This window comes from Streptomyces sp. LBL (assembly GCF_029893585.1).
Taxonomy (GTDB): Bacteria; Actinomycetota; Actinomycetes; order Streptomycetales; family Streptomycetaceae; genus Streptomyces.
This window is the reverse complement of sequence record NZ_JARXYX010000017.1, coordinates 1-18,091: the sequence shown is the minus strand read 5'-3', so window position 1 is coordinate 18,091 and position 18,091 is coordinate 1. Positions and strand designations below refer to the sequence as shown.

At 70.2% G+C, this 18,091-nt stretch carries 7 protein-coding genes and 2 pseudogenes; 2 read left to right on the top strand and 7 right to left on the bottom strand.

Annotated elements, in window-relative coordinates; genetic code table 11:
* Positions 1–10: 10 nt before the first annotated feature.
* Positions 11–205: an MbtH family NRPS accessory protein gene (locus M2271_RS21090; RefSeq protein ID WP_280888836.1), complete on the bottom strand. Its 195-nt coding sequence runs from the start codon at positions 203–205 to the stop codon at positions 11–13.
* Positions 206–693: 488 nt separating this feature from the next.
* Positions 694–1,083, bottom strand: a pseudogene (locus tag M2271_RS21085) (transposase); the annotation flags it as partial.
* Positions 1,084–1,167: 84 nt separating this feature from the next.
* Here M2271_RS21085 and M2271_RS21080 point away from each other — a divergent pair.
* Positions 1,168–1,380 (top strand): annotated as a pseudogene (locus M2271_RS21080) (ISAzo13 family transposase); the annotation flags it as partial.
* A gap of 223 nt (positions 1,381–1,603) precedes the next feature.
* On the opposite strand, the gene M2271_RS21075 reads toward M2271_RS21080, so the two are convergent.
* Positions 1,604–1,972, bottom strand: a complete 369-nt coding sequence (locus M2271_RS21075; protein WP_280888835.1) for a hypothetical protein — start codon at positions 1,970–1,972, stop codon at positions 1,604–1,606.
* A 226-nt stretch (positions 1,973–2,198) separates the two neighbouring features.
* Here M2271_RS21075 and M2271_RS21070 point away from each other — a divergent pair, with 226 nt between their 5' ends.
* Positions 2,199–5,558: a S8 family serine peptidase gene (locus tag M2271_RS21070; RefSeq protein ID WP_280888834.1), complete on the top strand. Its 3,360-nt coding sequence runs from the start codon at positions 2,199–2,201 to the stop codon at positions 5,556–5,558.
* 587 nt (positions 5,559–6,145) lie between these two features.
* Here the strand turns inward: M2271_RS21070 and M2271_RS21065 are convergent.
* The 4 genes from M2271_RS21065 to M2271_RS21050 form a co-directional block, all read right to left on the bottom strand.
* A complete protein-coding gene (locus M2271_RS21065; protein ID WP_280888833.1) occupies positions 6,146–7,591 on the bottom strand; it encodes an RICIN domain-containing protein in 1,446 nt (481 codons plus the stop codon).
* A gap of 502 nt (positions 7,592–8,093) precedes the next feature.
* Positions 8,094–9,068: a type VII secretion system-associated protein gene (locus M2271_RS21060; protein ID WP_280888832.1), complete on the bottom strand. Its 975-nt coding sequence runs from the start codon at positions 9,066–9,068 to the stop codon at positions 8,094–8,096.
* A gap of 98 nt (positions 9,069–9,166) precedes the next feature.
* A complete protein-coding gene (locus M2271_RS21055) occupies positions 9,167–9,376 on the bottom strand; it encodes a hypothetical protein (protein ID WP_280888831.1) in 210 nt (69 codons plus the stop codon).
* A 58-nt stretch (positions 9,377–9,434) separates the two neighbouring features.
* Positions 9,435–18,080, bottom strand: a complete 8,646-nt coding sequence (locus M2271_RS21050) for a lonely Cys domain-containing protein (protein WP_280888830.1) — start codon at positions 18,078–18,080, stop codon at positions 9,435–9,437.
* Positions 18,081–18,091: the final 11 nt, after the last annotated feature.

The following is an 18,091-nucleotide window of genomic DNA, read 5'->3' as shown; positions in this document are numbered from 1 at the left end:
CTGAATTGGCTTACTCCGAGGCCCGGCGCAGGCTCAACGGGCGCATGTCCGTCCAGACCTCACCGATATGGGTCAGGCATTCCGTCTTGGAACCGCTGACATCGCCGCTGCGCCAGCCCAGTGGGAGGTCACGGTCTGCGGGCCAGATCGAGTACTGCTCCTCGTCGTTGAGTACGACCACGTAGGACTGGGTGTCGCCGTCCATGGGTTCCTCCGGTTCGGCGGGGTATGGATAGGTCTGCTACAGGCCATGCACAGGTCGTGCCCTGCCGTGCCCCCACGGCCGCACACGACAGGCACGGCGGACGCCGGCACCACGAAAGATCACGAAAACGACGTACATGCCGAGCCTCGCCACCGAGCACGGGACGAGCACGACTCGGAAACGGCCGCCCGCCTCGACACCGTCAAGGCACCCCGGCCGCACCCGACGACCGACAAACACCGGCCACGTGCGGACCCCGGGACCACGGTCGCCGGCGAACTACCCGCCCCCTGCGTTCCACGCCGCCAGCATGGAACGCAACCGTTCCCGCCGGTAGAGTATGGCGATTACTCCGGCAGTCCGTTAAACCAACGATTGGACGGAAAGACGGCGATCTCCCACCCACAACAAAGAACCGTTGACGGTGTGTCCAGTAAACGGCTGATCCAGTTTTTGTAGGGGTCAGTTGACGGCCGGAGCCGGCCTTCGAAAGCGATCTGGAAGGCGTTCAGGGGTGCTTTCCAGCGCATGGTCCACCGCTTGCGGCCCTTGCCGGTCGGGTCCAGCGACATGAGGGCCATGTAGACGCACTTCATGGCCGCGGCCTCGTAGGGAAAGTGTCCGCGAGCGCGAACAGCTTTGCGGATGCGGGCGTTGACGGACTCGATGGCGTTCGTCGAGCAGACGACCTTGCGGATCTCGACGTCGAAGGAGAGGAAGGGCACGAACTCGGCCCAGGCGTTCTCCCGGAGCCTGATCACCGCCGGGTACTTCTTCCCCCAGGCTTCCTGGAACTCGCTGAACCGCTCGGTCGCGGCGCACTGGTTCGGCGCCGTGCAGACGGGCTTCAAACCCTTGGCGATCTTGTCCCAGTCCTGTCCGCGTGCCGGAAACTGTTCGCAGCAGATGAAGCCGTCAAAGAACAACACGTTGCTTCGCAGGAACGATCTCGTTGATGTGGTGTGCGAATATCCGACGCTGTGCGCGGCCAGCTGGCACGACGGTTCGAGGTCCTGCTCCCGCATTTGAATGAGCGTCAGCAGCGGCTGGCGCTGGCGACCGAGGCTCGACTGCTTGGCCACGGGGGCGTGCGCCTGGTCGCGCGGGCGGCCGGGGTCAGCGAGACGACCGTCCGCAAGGGCGTATTCGAGCTCGAAGCCGGGGGCGATCCGCTGCCCGAGGGCCGTATGCTCGTCGACACCGTCCTCCTCGACGAAATCCTCCCCGACGAGGACGGCGATTGCACGCACGAAATCGCGCTGACCGACGCGAGCATCACGGTCCGCTGCCAGGACCTGGAAGCAGTGTGGGGCGGCACGAGCTGACGGAGACGGGCACAGCACGCAGACCTCGACGAGCGAACCGCATGCGCACGCGCCTCAGGGCCGCCGTGGACGGCTAACTGCCCGCCCTGGCCCGGCTTCGGGGCTGCCGACGATCCCTGCGCAACCAGCACGAGGTCCGGCACCGGGCCGACGCGCTGATCACCACGCTGGTCGAGGACCTCGGGAACGCTGGATCGGCCGCGTGGCGTCCAGGAAGACGTAGTCGCTCGGTACGGCCCCGGGCCAGCAGGACCGGGTCGAGCCGGGCGCGTACCTCGTCGACGCCGCTCTCGTGGGCGCACCGTGCGGCCACCCCGGGGTCGGGCCGGTCGGGTCCCGCCCCCGCGGCGGGTTCGGCGCAGCGGACCCAACGGCCGTGCGCCACCCGGTAGGCGGGGTCCTTCTTCAGGCGCTGCCGGGCCTCTGGACGGAGGTTGTTCACGACGACCTGGGTACGGAACCAGCGCCGCTCGTCCCCGTAAGGGCGCGAGCCTGATCCGCTCCACGGCCACCGAGGCGGAGTACGCGGTCGGCTCGGGCGAACGGGAGTTCGGGGGGCCGGACAGGGACGGCCTTGTGCGGAGGTACCGCAATGGGGATCATGAGGCCGCCGCCACGATGGCAGCACCTGAATACCACTCAACTCACCTGACAACAAGGGAGTTTGCATGAGCTCATGGACGCGCTCGGGGGCTGTGGCGATTACCGCCGCGCTGGCCCTGGGCATGGCGCCCGGGATCAGACCCGGCCCGTCGGCCGCGGCGGAGACCGCACCGGCGGGAGGTACGGCGCAGAGTGGCGGCCGTACCGTCACCCTGATCACCGGGGACACGGTGACGACCGACGGCGCCGGGCGGGTCACCGGGGTCCGGGCGGGTGCGGGACGCGAGGACGTCACGATCTCCGTCCACCGCTACCAGGGCCGCAGTTACGTGATCCCCGAGGACGCGATGCGGCCGCTGACCGAGGGCACCGTGGACCGACGGCTGTTCGACGTGACGGAGCTGCTCGCCTCGGGCTACGACGACGCGCGGCGGGATTCGACGCCGCTGATCGTGACCTACCGCACGAGCGGTGAGGCCTCGGCGAAACGGGAACTCGCCGCCGCCGACGCGGACGCCGGGCGGGACCTGTCGGTGATCAACGGTCAGGCGGTCGAGGCGCCCAGGTCCGGCACCGCGCGGGTGTGGAACGCGCTGACGGACGCCGGTACGGGTGCCAGGGCGGGCGCCACCCGCGTCGCCTCCGGCATCGAGAAGGTATGGCTGGACGCCGCCCGGACGGCGAGCCTGGACCAGAGCGTGCCGCAGATCGGCGCTCCCACGGCGTGGGCCTCCGGCTACGACGGCAAGGGCGTCACCATCGCCGTACTGGACACGGGTGTGGACCAGACCCACCCGGATCTGGCCGACCGGGAGATCGCCGAGAAGAACTTCGGCTCCTCGCCGGACAACGTGGACCGGGTGGGCCACGGCACCCATGTCGCCTCCATCGCGGCCGGTTCGGGCGCCAAGTCCGGCGGCCGCTACAAGGGTGTCGCCCCCGGGGCGAAGATCCTCGACGGCAAGGTCCTCGACGACAGCGGATCGGGCTCCGAGTCGGGCATCATCGCCGGCATGCAGTGGGCGGTGGACCAGCATGCCAACGTTGTCAATCTCTCCCTGGGCGGCACCGACACCGCGGGCATCGACCCGCTGGAAGAGGCCGTCAACACACTGTCCGCCAAGTCCGGAACACTGTTCGTGATCGCCGCCGGCAACTCGGGACCCCTCGCCGGCACCATCGGCTCCCCCGGCAGCGCGGCCGCCGCGCTCACCGTCGGCGCGGTGGACAAGCAGAACCGGATCGCCACCTTCTCCAGCGTGGGCCCCACCCAGGACGGCTCCCTGAAGCCCGACCTCACCGCGCCTGGCCGGTTCATCGTCGCCGCCAAGGCGGCCGAGGGTGTGATAGGCACCCCCGCCGGCGACGGCTACGTCTCCCTCAACGGCACCTCGATGGCCACCCCGCATGTCGCGGGCGCCGCGGCCATCCTGGCCCAGCGGCACCCCGACTGGACCGGGCAGCAGCTCAAGCAGGCCCTCGTCTCCTCCGCGAAACCCACGGCCGGGCTGACCGCGCAGCAGCAGGGCACCGGGCGGGTGGACGTCGCGAGGGCCGTCGCACAGACGGTGAGCAGTGAGGTGTCGTCTGTCGGCTTCGGCACCCAGCAGTGGCCGCACACCGACGACACTCCGCTGACCAAGCGGATCACCTACCGCAACACCGGCACCTCGGCGGTCACCCTCGGCCTGTCCGTCCGGGCGACCGACGCCGACGGAAAGTCCGCTCCCCGGGGGCTGTTCACCGTATCGTCGAAGCGCGTCACCGTGCCCGCGGGCGGCACCGCCTCCGTGGACGTGACCGCCGACACCCGCACCGTGCCGGCGGGGGGCGCCTACTCGGGCGCGCTGCTCGCCACCGGCGGCGGCCAGAGCGTACGCACCGCCGTGGCGGCCGACGCCGAGGTGGAGTCGTACGACCTGACGATGAACGTCCTCGACGGCAACGGCGACCCGGCGTTCTTCCCGTTCATCATCCTCTACGGCCTGGACGGCCCGGTCTTGCTGTGGAGCCAGGGGATCACCGACGGCGTCGCGCGGTTCCGCGCGCCGAAGGGGGCGTACAACGTCTTCGCCAATGTCAGCACCTGGAGCGGTGCGGGCGCGGGGTCGGTGGAACTGGTGCAGCCGCGGCTGTCGGTGACCAAGGACACCCGCACGGTCCTGGACGCCCGTGAGGCCAAGCCGGTGTCGCTCACCCCACCGGATCCTGACGCTACGTCCAACGGCGCCTACGCCTCGTACGTGATGCGCGCGGCCGGGTCGAGTCTCGCCGTGGGCGTCCTGAACGGCAGTGACGTCTCGCGGCTCAGGATCGCCCAGTCCGGCGGCGCGGCCTCACCCGCCGCCGGTTTCGAGGCCCAGGTCGGCGCCACCTTCAGCAAGGGCACCGGCACCGCGTACGACCTGTTGTACACGAGGTCCGGCTCGTTCTTCGACGGCTTCTCGCACACGACGAGTACGAGCGAACTCGCGCGCGCGGACATCGCCGTGGGCGCTCCCGCGGCGGGCAAGACGGGCAGCGTCGGGGCCGTCTGGTACTCGCCGGTCGGCGAGAGCTACAGCGTCCCCGCCGCCGACTTCGCCCTCCCGGGCAGCCAGCGGCACTACGTCACCGTGCCCAAGGGCTACACCTGGGGCTTCGACTTCGTACAGAAGGGCGCGGACGGCGGCCACGAGACGTTCCAGAGCAGTGCGGACCGGACGTACCGGGCCGGACGGAGCTACTCGGAGACCTTCAACACCGGTGTCTTCGGGCCCAGCCTCGGCGAGGGGCCGGGCGGCGGAGGTGTGTCGCGTCTCGGTGACGACATCGCGATATGCCTGCCGCAGTTCGCGGACGGCTCCGGCCACCTCGGCGACTCCGTGACCGGGACAGGCAAGGTCACCCTCACCTCGGGCGGTGTCCCCTACGTGTACAGCACAGCGACCGCCCTGGCGCGGAAGTACCTGCGCTGCCGGTCCGTCACCACGCTCCCCGCGGCACGGCAGTCCTACCGCCTCACCACGGACTTCTCCCGGCCGGCGGAGGTCTCCGGGCTCAGCAGCCGGGTCAGCGCCTCCTGGACGTTCGTCTCCGGCCGGGTGTCCGGTACGCGGGAAGCCATGCTGCCGCTGTCCTCGGTCCGCTTCGCTCCCGAACTGACGTCCACCGGCACCGCGAAGGCAGGCACCCGCCTGACGGTGCCGCTCGTCGTCGAGGGCGCGGCGGCCACGCGGGGAGTGAAGGCGCTCGCGGTCGAGGTCTCGTACGACGCGGGGACCACCTGGCGGAAGACGGACGTCCGTTCCTCCGGGAGCACGCGGCAGGTGACTCTGGCCCACCCCTCGGACGCCGGGTCCGTCTCCTTCCGAGCCCGTCTGACGGACAAGGGCGGGAACACGCACACGGTGACGATCATCGACGCGTATCTCCTGACGCGCTGACCGCACGGCGCGCCGGCCGAGAGGTGGTGACGTCCGGCGGTGGATGAGAGGAGGGTGTCCGGCATCGGCGTGCGACAACCGATGAACCGGACACCCTCCTGACCGCCCGGCGGACGGTCAGTCACCCCCGGAGATACATCAGGAACCCAGGCTCTGTCGTCCAGCGCAGGTGCCAGGTGAGCTTGTCGCTGTCAATTCCCCCGAACTGTGGAGTCCTTCCGATACAGCCAGTCCCGTGGGGTTCCATGGCAGAACTGCAGGTTGCGGCCCTCTCCGGCGGACTCGGTGGACAGCAGCACCGGCGCCTGATCCCGGAAGGACGCCACCGCCGCTTCCTTGCCCCGGCGCGAGAGGCTGCCGTGGTAGACCGACCGCCGCCTGGACGCCCTCGCGCTCCAGCCGCGCGGCGAGCGTGTCCAGGGTCTGCCGGAAGGCGGTGCACACGAGCTTCAGCGACACCCAGCAACAACAGTCACTGGATAACGAACGTGCAAGGGAGCGAACACCACCGCGCGGTCGCCGTCGACGGCAGGGCTCGCCCGGGCGGACTCGCGTCACGCGGCCGGCGGCGGGCCGGCCGGGCGGGCTCAGACGATCCAGTGATCGGACGTGCCGTCACCGCACAGGGCGATCTCGAGCCGTGCGTCGTTGCCCGCTCCGGGCCCGCCGAGCGGGTGCAGACACATGTCGTTGCTGACGACGTTACGGATCCAGTTCGTCCCGTCCCCTCGCGGGTCGAGCCACCATCGCTGGTTGTCACCGGTCGCCGCGCAGGGGGACTCGGCGATCTGCGAGCCCAGCACCCCCGGACCGGAGTTGGGCAGGTCCATGCACAGCCCGTCCTTGACGTTGCGGATCAGGAAGAGGGGCGCGTTCTGGGGTCCGCCTTCCTTGGCCACGACGTCCAGGGTCCACAGCTGGTTGTCATTGGCCGAGTTGTCGCACGGGTACTGGTTGACCGCCTTGCCGATCTCGCCCTTGCCGAAGCCGGGGACGTCCCCGCAGAGGCCGGTTCCCGCGTTCTTGAGCACGATGGTCTGCGCGCTGGAGCGGCCGTTGGCCCACTGTCGGAGCTTCTCGGCCGGGGTCAACTGCTTGACCTCGGGCTTGACCTCGGGCTTGACCTCGGGCTTGGGCTTGGGCTTGTCCACGGCACGCTTATTTGACGCGCTCGGCGACGGCGTGAGCGGCGGCCGGACCACCGGCGCGGCAGGCTTGTCCTTGCCCGGCTTGGTGGAAGGGGACGGCGACTTGGACTTGTAGGAGCCGGGCACGGCGGACCGCTCGGAGTCCAGGACCGTGCCGGCCGCGTTCTCGGACCGGGTCGGGCGTTTTCTGTCGTCGTCCTGCGCCGACACGAGGAACGGAACCGCGATCAGTAGCGCGCCGACTATCGCCGCCGCGGCCAGCATCGGCTTCTTGGGACCGTTGTGGTGCGTACCCTCCCGGGTGCCCGCGCCCGCGCCGCCGCTGCCCTGCGCCGCCTCCGCGGTGCCGGCCCCGGCCGACGCGCCGACGGTGGACACGGTCGCCACGGCGGCGGTCCCGGCACCCGAGGTCTCCTCCCCGGCCGCCGCCGCGACCGGCTGCCCGGTGGCGGTCCGGGCGCCCGAACCGGCGTCCGCGCCTTGGGCGCTCTGCCGGCTCGCGCTGTCTCTCTCCGAGGTCTCCTCCCGGGCGCCGTCGCTGTCGGTGCTCCGGCCGACGGTACCCTCGTTCTCGGCCTCCTTGCCCTGGGACTCGTCGCTCGCGGCCGCCGTGTCCGCGGCGACCTTGCCCTGAAGCTGATGGTCCGCGGCCGCCATGCTCTCGTTCTCCGGGCTCCCGGCCCGGCCTCTCTTGGACTCGGCGTCCCCCTTCAGAGCACCCGGTGCGGGCACCCTGGGTTCCCCGCCGCCCGGGGCCAGGGCGTCACCCGGATCCTCGGCCGCTCCCGGCATCGACACCGCCCGGCGGATCGCCACCGGGGACGAGTCGGACGTACTGGGCGGCGTCGGGCGTGCGCGGTTGGAAGGATCATGCTGACGTGTCATGCGACTCCCTTACTCATGTCTGCGGTGCGGTGTCGTGTCACGGCCCGGCGCCGGTGCCCCCGGCGCAGCGGTCCGGCCACCGGCCGGTGCCCTCCGGGGCAGAACGCCCGCGCACGACGTCGTCCCATCTGGCGAGCGCGACACGGTCCGCTTCGGGATCGGGCCTGTTCGCCGTGTGAGGAGCGGTCAGTTCACACAAGAAGATCTGTGGGGCCGAGTCACCCCGGCGTACGTCCAGGACCCGGAAGAGGGTCCCGGGCACGAACACCACTTCCTCGGGGCGCCACCGTCCCCGGACAGCTGCCGGACGCGCCTGCCGGTGACCGAACGGCGCTGCGGCGCCGGACGCGCGGCGGGAGCAGAAGCGGATTCCGGGCCGGGGACGCTGACGGGAGCGGCCGGTCGACCGGGCGCGGGCGTGGCGGGCTCCGCAGGGCCGGCGGGCGCCCCTGCTGCCGAGGACCGGTCGCCACGACGCCTGACGAAGGCACCCCCCAGCGGCTCACCCCTGACTCCCCCTGTCGGCCGGAGCCTCCGCGGTTTCAGCCGGTTCCGGAGAATCGGACGGCTCCTGAAATTCGATCGGCTCCGGTAGATCAACGGTCTCCGGTAGATCAGACGGTTCCGGAAGGTCGGACGGTTCCGGAAGGTCGGACAGGCCCGCCGGCGACCCATCCTCCGTCGTGTCCCCCACCCGTACGGCCTGGATGTACGGCGCCCTCTCCTCGCCCGACTCGCTCACGCTCGTCGGCCGCGGCTCACCGCGCTTCTGGGCCGCGATCTCCTCGATCAGCGCCTCGGTCTCCATGATCATGCCGGCGGGGCCGGTCGGGTTGACGTAGAGGGCATGTCCGTCAGGAAGCTGTTCGACCAGGTCGGGGACCGGGATGAGCCGGGCCGCGAACGCCCCGACGACGCGGTGATACGCGGCCGAGGTGAAGACGGGGATCACCGGCCCGCCCTCCGACGACCGCACGGGCAGCGGCTCGCCGTCGGGGCTGGTGAGCACCGCGACCTTGGCGGCGGCCAGCGTACGGAGGACGTCCTCGGCGGGGCCGTATCCCGTGACAGCGAGCTGGATGGCGGATTCGACGGGGTCGGTGGGTGTCGGCCAGCCGAGAGCCTCCGGGGAGGGGCGGTACTCCTCGCTGTCCTCCCACGCCACGATCTCGCCCGTGGAGTCCGCGCGCCATCGGCCGGGAATCGCCCAATCCGGCGGCACGCCGTCGCCGGACCAGGCCGGGTCGGGCACGCTCACCCACTGGTCGGGCAGCCGCCGGGCGGCCTCGACCACTTCCGGGGGCGGTTCGGGCATCGGTTCTGCCCCGCCCTCCGTATCATCGTCGGCTTCCCCCGCGACGGCGCGCGTGGTGGCGAACGGTTCGTACACCGGTATCGCCCCGGCGTCGTCAGCGGCGGGGAACGGCTCGGGCGGAGGGGGCATCTCCGGGACGGGCCCGTCGTCGTATTCAGTCACCGGCAGCCACTCCAGAACCAGAAGACACGGTTCATCCTTTTCAAACTCACCCTCATCAGTTAACAGTCTGATGGCGCAGAGCACTAACCGGGGGCCCGCTAAGACGACTTGACGGGGTGGAGAGCATGAACGTCGCATGGCACGACAGGTCCATGGCCCGGTCCGAGGACGACATTGTTCCCGGCCGGGTCCAGCAGCGCGATCCTGAGCTCCAGTTCGTACGCCACGAGAGACGCCAGTGCTTCGAGGAAGACGCTGTGCGCCACTTCCGCGTTCCCTCGCGCGAGCAGCAAGCGGAACTGCTGCATGCGTTTCAGCCCGGCGTCTCCTACGGACAGGAGATCACCCCGGAGTACCGCAGGGGAATCAGGTACGGCGTGAGGCGCTCGCCGCCACATCGTCCAGCGCCTCACTCCACGGCCCCGGCCGGTTCATCAGCAGCCGTACGTGGTCGACGGGCTTCAGCCCGCTGCCCTGGACCGGCACGGACCCGTTGAGGACCATCTGGAGAGCGGCTCCCCCCTCCAACGTGATGCCCAGAGCGTTCAGTTCCGCCATCGTGACGACGTCGTCGGGTGCGAGGTGCGGGGGGTCTTCGGGCAGGTCCTCGGCGGTGACCAGGGCGGCGATGAGCCGGCGTTCGTCGTCCGTACGGCTGACGGGCGGGACGATCGGCGCCACCGCCGCGTCGTGGGCCGTATCGGCGCCGAGGCTCAGCAGTCGCTCCACGGCGTCATCGAGCCGCCGCCGCCGCGCGGCGGTCGCCTCTTCCCAGGCGTTGTGGAGCCTCGTGTCGTCGTCGCTGTTTCCCTCGCCCGATGCCATGCGCTGATCAAGGAGCGCGAGGGTACGGGCGGCCTCGTTGAAGGCGGCGAGCGCGTCATCGTGCTCACCGCGCGCGTCGGCGATCGCGGTGTCGACCGTGAACGGGTCGATGGTGTCGGCCGGGTCCTGGGCGGATTCCTCGCCCTGCGCGGTACCGCCGCCGAAGGCCTCCCCCGCGGCGGACCGGCCCCAGGCCCGGGCACTCTGATACCGCGGGACCAGCGAGAACCGGGACAGCTCCAGATCGACGCCCATCGTGCCCGCCGCCGAAAGGAACAGGAACTGCAGAGCCACCGGCAGCGGGGGGACGAGCTGCCCGTTGGAGGCGAAGTGCGAGCCGATCGCGATCCGCAGATCGCGCCACGTCAGCGGGGACTGGATGCCATGGGCCGCCCGGGTCCGCTCCAGCGCCCAGAAACCCTGCAACAGCGCCTCGAACGCCGCCGTGTCGTTCTCCAGCATCGGTCCGTAGACCAGCCGGATCGCCCGCACCCACCGCAGCACATCCGGAGCGCGGCCCCGCTCGCCCGTCACCCGCTCCGCCAGCCGGCCCAGCTCAGCGGTTGACGGCTCAGGACGGAAACCCACCCACCGGTCACCCTCCACCAGTTGCAACCGCGGCCCCAGATCACCGTCCCCCGGGACGAGAACCGGCTCCAGCCCACTCTCCGTCGCCCACCCCCACCGGGCCAGACCGTTGACCAGCACCTGACCCGCCGACGGAACCTCCAGCGGATCATCCACCGGCGGACCCGCCAGATCCACCCCCGTCACCAGCACCGGGGACTCCGGCGGCAACGCCGTCAGATCACCGTCCACCGCGAAGAGGAAATCCACGATCCGCGCATAGTCGAATACCGCGTCGGTGCCATCCGACAACGCCAGCGCGGCACCCCCAGCATCACCACGAAGCCCGACCAGATACGCCTTGTCGAACGGCAACGGCTGCACCGGACTCTCCAACGGCACCGGTCCCTGCCGCACCCAGGTGAACCCCTCCGCCTCGGGCAACAACCCGTAGGCATGCCGACGAGCGTCCTGCCAGTCCTGGACCGGACGCGAGGACACCCCCACCGGCTTCCTGTCCGCATCCCGGTGCTTGACCACCATCACCCGGTCCACCAGGACACGCGACCCGTCCAGCGCCACCAGCTCCGACACCCACGGCAACACCGGCGGCGTCAGCGCGGGATCGGCCAGAACGTCCAGAGCGGCCCATGCCCGCTCGACAAGTGTGCGGTACTGCGGCTGGAGCTGCGGGGGAACGGTATCGAGAAGGCCGGCGGCCTCGTCGACGGCTGTCCGAAGTGCCTGGTGCACGGGATCGGGCAGCGGGGTACCCAGGGCGTAGGCGCCCAGTGCACGGGCGATCCGCTGACTGTCCCCCGTGGACATCAGCTTCCAGGGCTCGCCTTCGGCCTGCGGCAGACCCGCCATCAAGGCCAGGTGCACGAAGTGGGCGAGTCCCCGCACCACCGGGTTGTCCAGAATCCGCACGATGGATTCGTTCAGGACGTCATCGGCCAGAGGGGCACGGTACGTAAGTGCCCGCTGGTACACCTCCCGGCTGAGCTTCGACAACTCGGCGACGGCACGCCGGATGTCCTCGGGGGTCATCAACTGACTGTCGTACGCGAAGTGCCGCAGTTCCGTGAGGACCAGCGGAATCTCCAGCCGACCGTCATCGGTGTCCAGGGTCGGATAGTCGTCCATGTCGACCATCTGCTTCTGCGTGACGACCTTGCCCTGGGAGGTGCGTCCCGTCAGTACGGAGGTCGTGTGCTCGCGGGCTGACGGCACATCACCGATGGTGGCGTCGAAGAACCCCGGGAAGAACGGCTTGTCCGGCGTGATGTCCTGGCGATAGTGCTCCAGCAGTTTCGCGAGGGTCATGGCGAGATGCCCGCTGATGCTGTCGTGGCGGGTGTTGAAGAAGTCCCGGGAGCGGGGCCGCAGAGCCCGCCAGATGCGGTCCATCGGATGGCGGGACGCCACCGCCAGGGCGTTCTTGGCCATGAACGCCGACGACGGGAGCTGGACGAGCATGGCGCCGACCGGCCTGGCAACGGTGTGCGCGTACGCGAACCGCAGGTAGCCCCAGATGTCATCGACGTCCGGGATGGACGAGAAGAAAGGAACGACAATCTCGGGTATGTCGCTCCGGCCGGTGAAGCGGCGCAGGAACTCCGCGGTGGCCCGCATCCCGAATAGCCTGCTCGCCGCCTCCAGCTTCTCGAGGGGGCCCGGCCACAGCCGGTCCACCGCCGCGTCCTGGAGAACACTCAGGCCCAGAGCGGGCATACCCGGGGTGGGCTGGACATAGGCGAGGTTCGTTCGGACCGGAGTCGGGCCGACCACGGCCTTGTCACCCAAGTCGGTGGTCTTCCAGCCGTCCTGAGCGGGGAGAAGATCGGCGAGAGCCATCGGTACGGCGGTACGGGGATCGTCCCTGCTGTCAAACGCCCGCTCCACCCTCGCAAACCGCGCCATCGTCTCCTCCGGGTCCTGCCTCCGCTCTCCCGGAAGCACCCGCATCGGCTCGATGACGATCTCTCCGATGAGGTAGCCGCGCCATTGGGGCATGGGCTCTCCCGGTGCCAGCTGGGGGGCCGCGAGGTGCAGCCGTCCGTCGGCGGTCAGCCAGAACCTGGCATGATCAGTAACGATCTTGAAACCGGGGGCGGTGGCCAGCACCTGCTTGGGGGGAACGTCGCCGACCCCGCTGATGACGAACCTCTGACGCTTCTCGACTTCGAGGCCGAGGGCGCCGTAACGGCGCCCGGTCGCCGCGTCGAGCACCGTGTGCACCGCGGAATCCGACTGAGCGAACACCGGCAACGCGCCCGCCGCCACAGGCCCGGCGGGGTCGATGGCCTGCCCGGCGGGATCGATCACCACCGCCCGCGCATCGGACGCCGCGACCGCCGGCGGGAGAGCCGACACCTGGCCGTCGGCACCCGCCGACACGTCCACCCACACCACGCCGTCCGGCCCGCCGAGGTTGTACGCCGCCCACGCATGCCCCAGCGCGTCGCCCTGACGCCGCGCCAGAACGAACGCCGCGGCACCCGGCCCCGCCGCCGCGACCGCGTCCGACACCGCACCCCACGACCGCACCCCACGCCACCCTGGACCCACCACCAGCGACGCCGCCGCCGAGTCCCGGCCCACCACCGAATCGTCCAGTGCGATCGCCGGACGCACTCCTCGCGTATACAACTCGTCCCGCAACGCCCCCAACAGCACCAGACAACGCTCGACGGACAGGCCTACCGCCTGCCCCCGGCCCGCCACCCGGCCCACCAACCCCGTCAACTCCGCACGGCCGAGCACCCGAAGAGGCCCGCGGGCAGCCGCCAGAGCGTCGTGAGCGGGCGTCCGTAGCGCGCTCGAACCCGCCTCGTCCGGGCTCTTGCCTTCACCCAGTCGCGTGTCCGGACCCGTGAGCGGGTCCACGTCCGTGAGCGGGTCCGTGACGGTGGCAGGGTTCGTGACCGGGTTCGTGGCAGAGGCCGGGTGCTTGACGGCGGCCTGGTCCACGACCGGGGCGGCGTCAGTGCCCGCGTCCTTGCTCGGGTACGCCCCCGGTCGCTCCTCGAAAAGGGTGGCTTCCTCTGCGTAGCGGCTTCCGGAGAGATCCTGCTCAGAGCTCAGGGACTCTGTGTCGCTGTCGAACGTGACGTCGGTGTCGGTGTCGGTGTCGAAAACACTGTCGGTGTCGGTGTCGGTGTCGGTGTCGAAAACACTGTCGGTGACGGAATCGGTGTCGGTGACAGATGCGGTGTCAGTGACAGCTGCGGTGTCGGACGCGACATCGACAAGGGTGTCGGTGTCGAGATCGCTGTTGGTGACGGAATCGGCGACGTCTTCGCCGGCGGGGTCGTCGAAGAGTTCGTTGGTGACCGGCGCGGCCGCGGAAGCCGCGACGGTGGACGGCGGCGGTGCGGGACGTGCGAAGTCCCAGTACTGCGTGCCCGGGGCGGGGTCGGCTGTCATGACGATGACACTCTTACCGGTAGCGGGATCGGCGTACCGGTCCACGGAGCCCTTGGGCGATGCCACGGGCCGCGCGAGCGCCGTACGGCTGCTCATGGCCGTCGCCAGGTCGAGGCTGCTGCCTCCGTCGCTCGATGTGAGCAGGGTGACCTGTGAGTTCGGCGGGCGCCTCGACAGGTACGGGTCGAGGATGAGCAGTTCGGCGAGCTCGTCAGCGGGTACGCGGGTGGTCGAGCCGTCCGGCCAGGGCATGTCGAGGTAGTCGTGCTCTCCGTTGCCCAGGATGAGGAACGGGTCGGGCTTCGCGGGGTCCGTACCGGCTCCCGCCGCCTTCCCGGGGAAGCTGTGCTGTGAGCGGCCGCTGACCGACGCGTCGAGGCCACCGTCCAAGGACACCACGAAAGAGCCGGTTTCCATGGCGGGCTGAGGGCCCTCCCCGGTCCAGTCGCGGCCGATGACCTCTCCGCGGGATCCAAGGAGCAGGGTGCCCGCGGAGAGCGCGCCCTTGAACGCGAGGTGGTACGCGCCGAGGGCGGCAGGGTTGTGGACGTCCCGTCCCGCGACCGCCGCCGACACCATCAGCCACACCAGTTCCGCGCGCCGTGCCGCGTTGAACGGACCGGCGGATGCGCTCACGTGCAGCACCTTGTTGGCCAGGGCGTTCAGGGAGTTCAGGTCGGGGTTGACGGACAGGGCCTCGTACGCCTCGACCAACGCCCACAGCACCCGTTCCCGGTGCGCGTTGGTCACCACGGAATTGGCGGGCAGGCTCAGGAGCTTCGCCACCCGCTGGTCCGCACCGAGAGGGTCTTGCTGCTGCTGCTGTCGCAGCAACTGCACGGCCCCTACCAGCGAGGGGAGGGACGTGGTTATTTTGGTGCCGGAGGGCGCGACGGCCGCCGCGAGGAGCAGAGCCTTGACCGCGTCCGGCGTCGGCTTGTTGGGCTTGCCGTTGACAACCGGTGGCAGGCTCGCGTGGCTCAGAGCGGCACGGTTCAGCAGGTCCAGCCGGAACATGCCCAAGCGGCCGAAGTGCCCGGGTTCGGCCCGGCGCAGCTTCTCCAGGGCGCCGATACCGCGCAAGAGCGACTGGTACTGACCGGCGGGGTCGTCCTTGTCGTTCTCGACGGACACCTCGAACGTCAGGCGCAGGGCCCGGACCAGCCGCAGAGTCGTCGCCCTGACCTCGGGCGAGGCGGCACCCCCCGAAGTGTGCAGACCGGCGATTTCGGCCAGCTTGTCCAGCTCCGCGCCGTACGGCTCCGGGCGCAGTTCACGCCACTTACGCGGCCGGAGCGTCGGATCGGTTTCGATGACGTGGAACATCTTATGCGAGTTGAGGCCGGAAGGCCGGTCAACGGCGAAGACGGTATGCGCCGTCTCGTTCGCGGTCAGCTGGGCAGGGGAGACGGTCCCCAGCGGATCGTAAACGAAGGGATCGGGCTTGCCGGAGTCCACATACGGGAAGCCGTCCGCCTGGGCGTCTGCCCAGCACACCATGGTCACGATCACGTCTTCGGGGGTCAGCCGCCGTATGCTCGGGCGTCGTTTCAGGAAGGCTCCGTGCTGCGTTCCGTCCAGGAGCACCTTCCGGCCACCGCGGACTCGTGCGCTGATCGCGTTGGCTATGCCGTGCGTCGAGTCGAAGTACGCCTTCCGGCCGAGCCATGGCACATCCTCCGGCGCGCTCACCGGCGTCATCGTGAGGGGATCCGCGGTAACGAACTTCGTGATCTGGGGAAGGTGTCTGTAGCTTTCCCGCATCGTCAGGTCGGCGTCGTCGAAGGCGACACGGCCGTGGGTGTTTCCGTCGAGCGCGAGAGTGGTGGTTTCGATCTCGCTGTCCGGGATGACCTCGCCGGTGATGGTGCGGACGGAGCCGCCCTTGGCGGCTTCCAGGTCTTCCTCCCGCAGATCACCGGGCCGGGCGCCGATCCAGTGGCCGACCGGCTGTTTGGCCCTCCTTCGGTCGGCCACCACGATCTCGCTGTGAAGGCCCGAGGTGGGGAGCGCCTTCACGACACGGGTGTGCGCCCACACCGTCCTGCCCAACTTCATGGCGGCCTTGCGGGGCAGTTCCAGGCCCTGGGCACCCGCGCCCGGTATCACCAGCAGCAGGGGGACGTTGGCCGGAAGGCCCGTCAGGGACCGGTCCATGGCCATGAGCGCGATGAACTCGTCCATCGGGACCCGCCGTGGTGAGGAGAAGCCCGGCAGGGCCATCATGACGTGGTCGTGTCCTCCTTCGGCCACCACCACGTAAGGGCTGGGGAGGCTGGGCTTCGGCCGCCAGGGCGCCGCGTTGGGCTGCTGCTGGAGCTTCCGCTGCGGCTGCGCCGGATCCGGCTCCTCCCTGACGTGGTACGCCCGTGTCTCCACGTCCTTCACCGGGCTGCCCGTCCAGTTGACGCCCGTGGGCTTTCCGTCCTTCGAGAGAATCCTGGTCGCGGACGTGAACGCGCCGCGCTTGACCAGGTAGTAGAGCCCCAGCTCCGTCAGGCTGTTCGCCCGGCCGGCCGCCATCGCCTCATTCACGATCGCGTACAGCTCTCGGCGCTGCCCACTCCCTACCGGATCATTCGCCGACAGGTGCAGGATGCGGCGGACGAGGAGATCCGGGTCGAACAGACCCTCGCGCACCGCCGGGTCGGAGTCCGCCCGGCGCAGGACGTCCAGCCGCTCCACCGCTTCCGAGAAGCCCGGCCGGGTGACCTCGACCGTCACCTGATTCCGCTGGTCCGCGCCATCGCTCCGCCCGTCCCGTACGTCCGCGGTGATCGCGAAGTCACGCGCGTCGACGGTTCTGCCTCCGAGGCGCACGTCTCGTTGGGCCCGCGTCAGGAACGTACGCATGGTGCCCTGGAGCGCGCCGATGACGGCGTTCGCACGCGCCTCGGCCCCGCCGCCACGCACGATGACCTTCGCTCTGAACAGCGAGAGACCGGCCAACACGTCCCGCAGCCCGGCGTTCGCCATCCGGCGTCCCAGATCGACGACGTGGGCGCTCTCCGCCGGGTCGAGTCCCGAGGAGCCCTCCGCGAAGATGACAGCCGACCGACTCGGCAGGATCTCCAGCGGCGTTGTGCCAGGCGTGAGACTCGCTGTTCCCGAGGGGCCGGCCCACGGCCCGGTGCCGGCCTGCGACGTGGAACCCGACGGCGCGTGCTGGCCCGGACCCGCGTTCATGACGAGATCGGCGCTTGGATCGGGAAGCCGACCGGGCGTGCCGTTCGTCACGAGATCGGCGGGGCCCGAGTCGTCAGTCGTGGAAACGGCGTCGATGCTGTCGGACGAACTATCCGACCGTACGTGGGCGGTCGGAGCGTCGGTGACGGCCGGTCCGTTGACCGCGGCCGGAGCGTCGGTGACGGCCGGTCCGTTGACCGCGGCGTCGGTGACGGCCGGTTCGTTGGTGATCAGCCCGGCCGATGCGGCGTCGGACGTCTGAGGAGTGGTGGCACTGGGCCTCAGGCGCGGGGGCCGATTGCGAAGCCAGTCGAGATGCTGGCCCGGGCCGGCGGTCACCACGATGACGCGCTTACCGTTCACGGGGTCGTCGTGCAGGCCCGCAGGAACGGTCGGCGAGAAGACGATTCGCGCGGTCGCCTCGCGGCGTGCGGGGGCCTTCGACATGCCCCGGCTGCCGGTGGCCGCGTTCGACACGACCATCGCGATCGGGTTGTCGGCGTCACGGACGTTCAACCACGAATCCCGGGTGAGCAGTTCGGCGATCTCCTCGGGGGGTATCCGGCGGGTCGAGCCGTCCGGCCAGGGCATGTCGATGTGGTCGGGGCCGCCGTCCGCCAGCACGAAGTACGGGACGGCCCCTCCCGGCACCTGGTCGGCTTTCTCGGGGTTCCATGGCGTGTACTGCGAGGCGTCCGCGCCGGATGCCGCCTCAAGAGTGCCGTCGGGGGAACGCAGGTAATACGCCGTTTCCAGGGGCATCGTGGATCGCTTGCGGGTCCAGTCACGTCCCCGAGCCGCGCTGCCGGGCGTCTTGATCAGCGTGTCCGGGGAGAGCATGCCGTTGAGTTCCATGTGGAACGCTGCGAGGGCGATCGGGTTGTGGACGTTTCGTCCCGCTGCCGACGCGGCCGCGATCAGCCACACCAGTTCCGCGTGGCGCACGTCGTCGTACGGGCCGGGGGAATCGCCGAGGTGCAGCACCTTGGCGGCCAGGGCCTCCACATCGGGGGTCG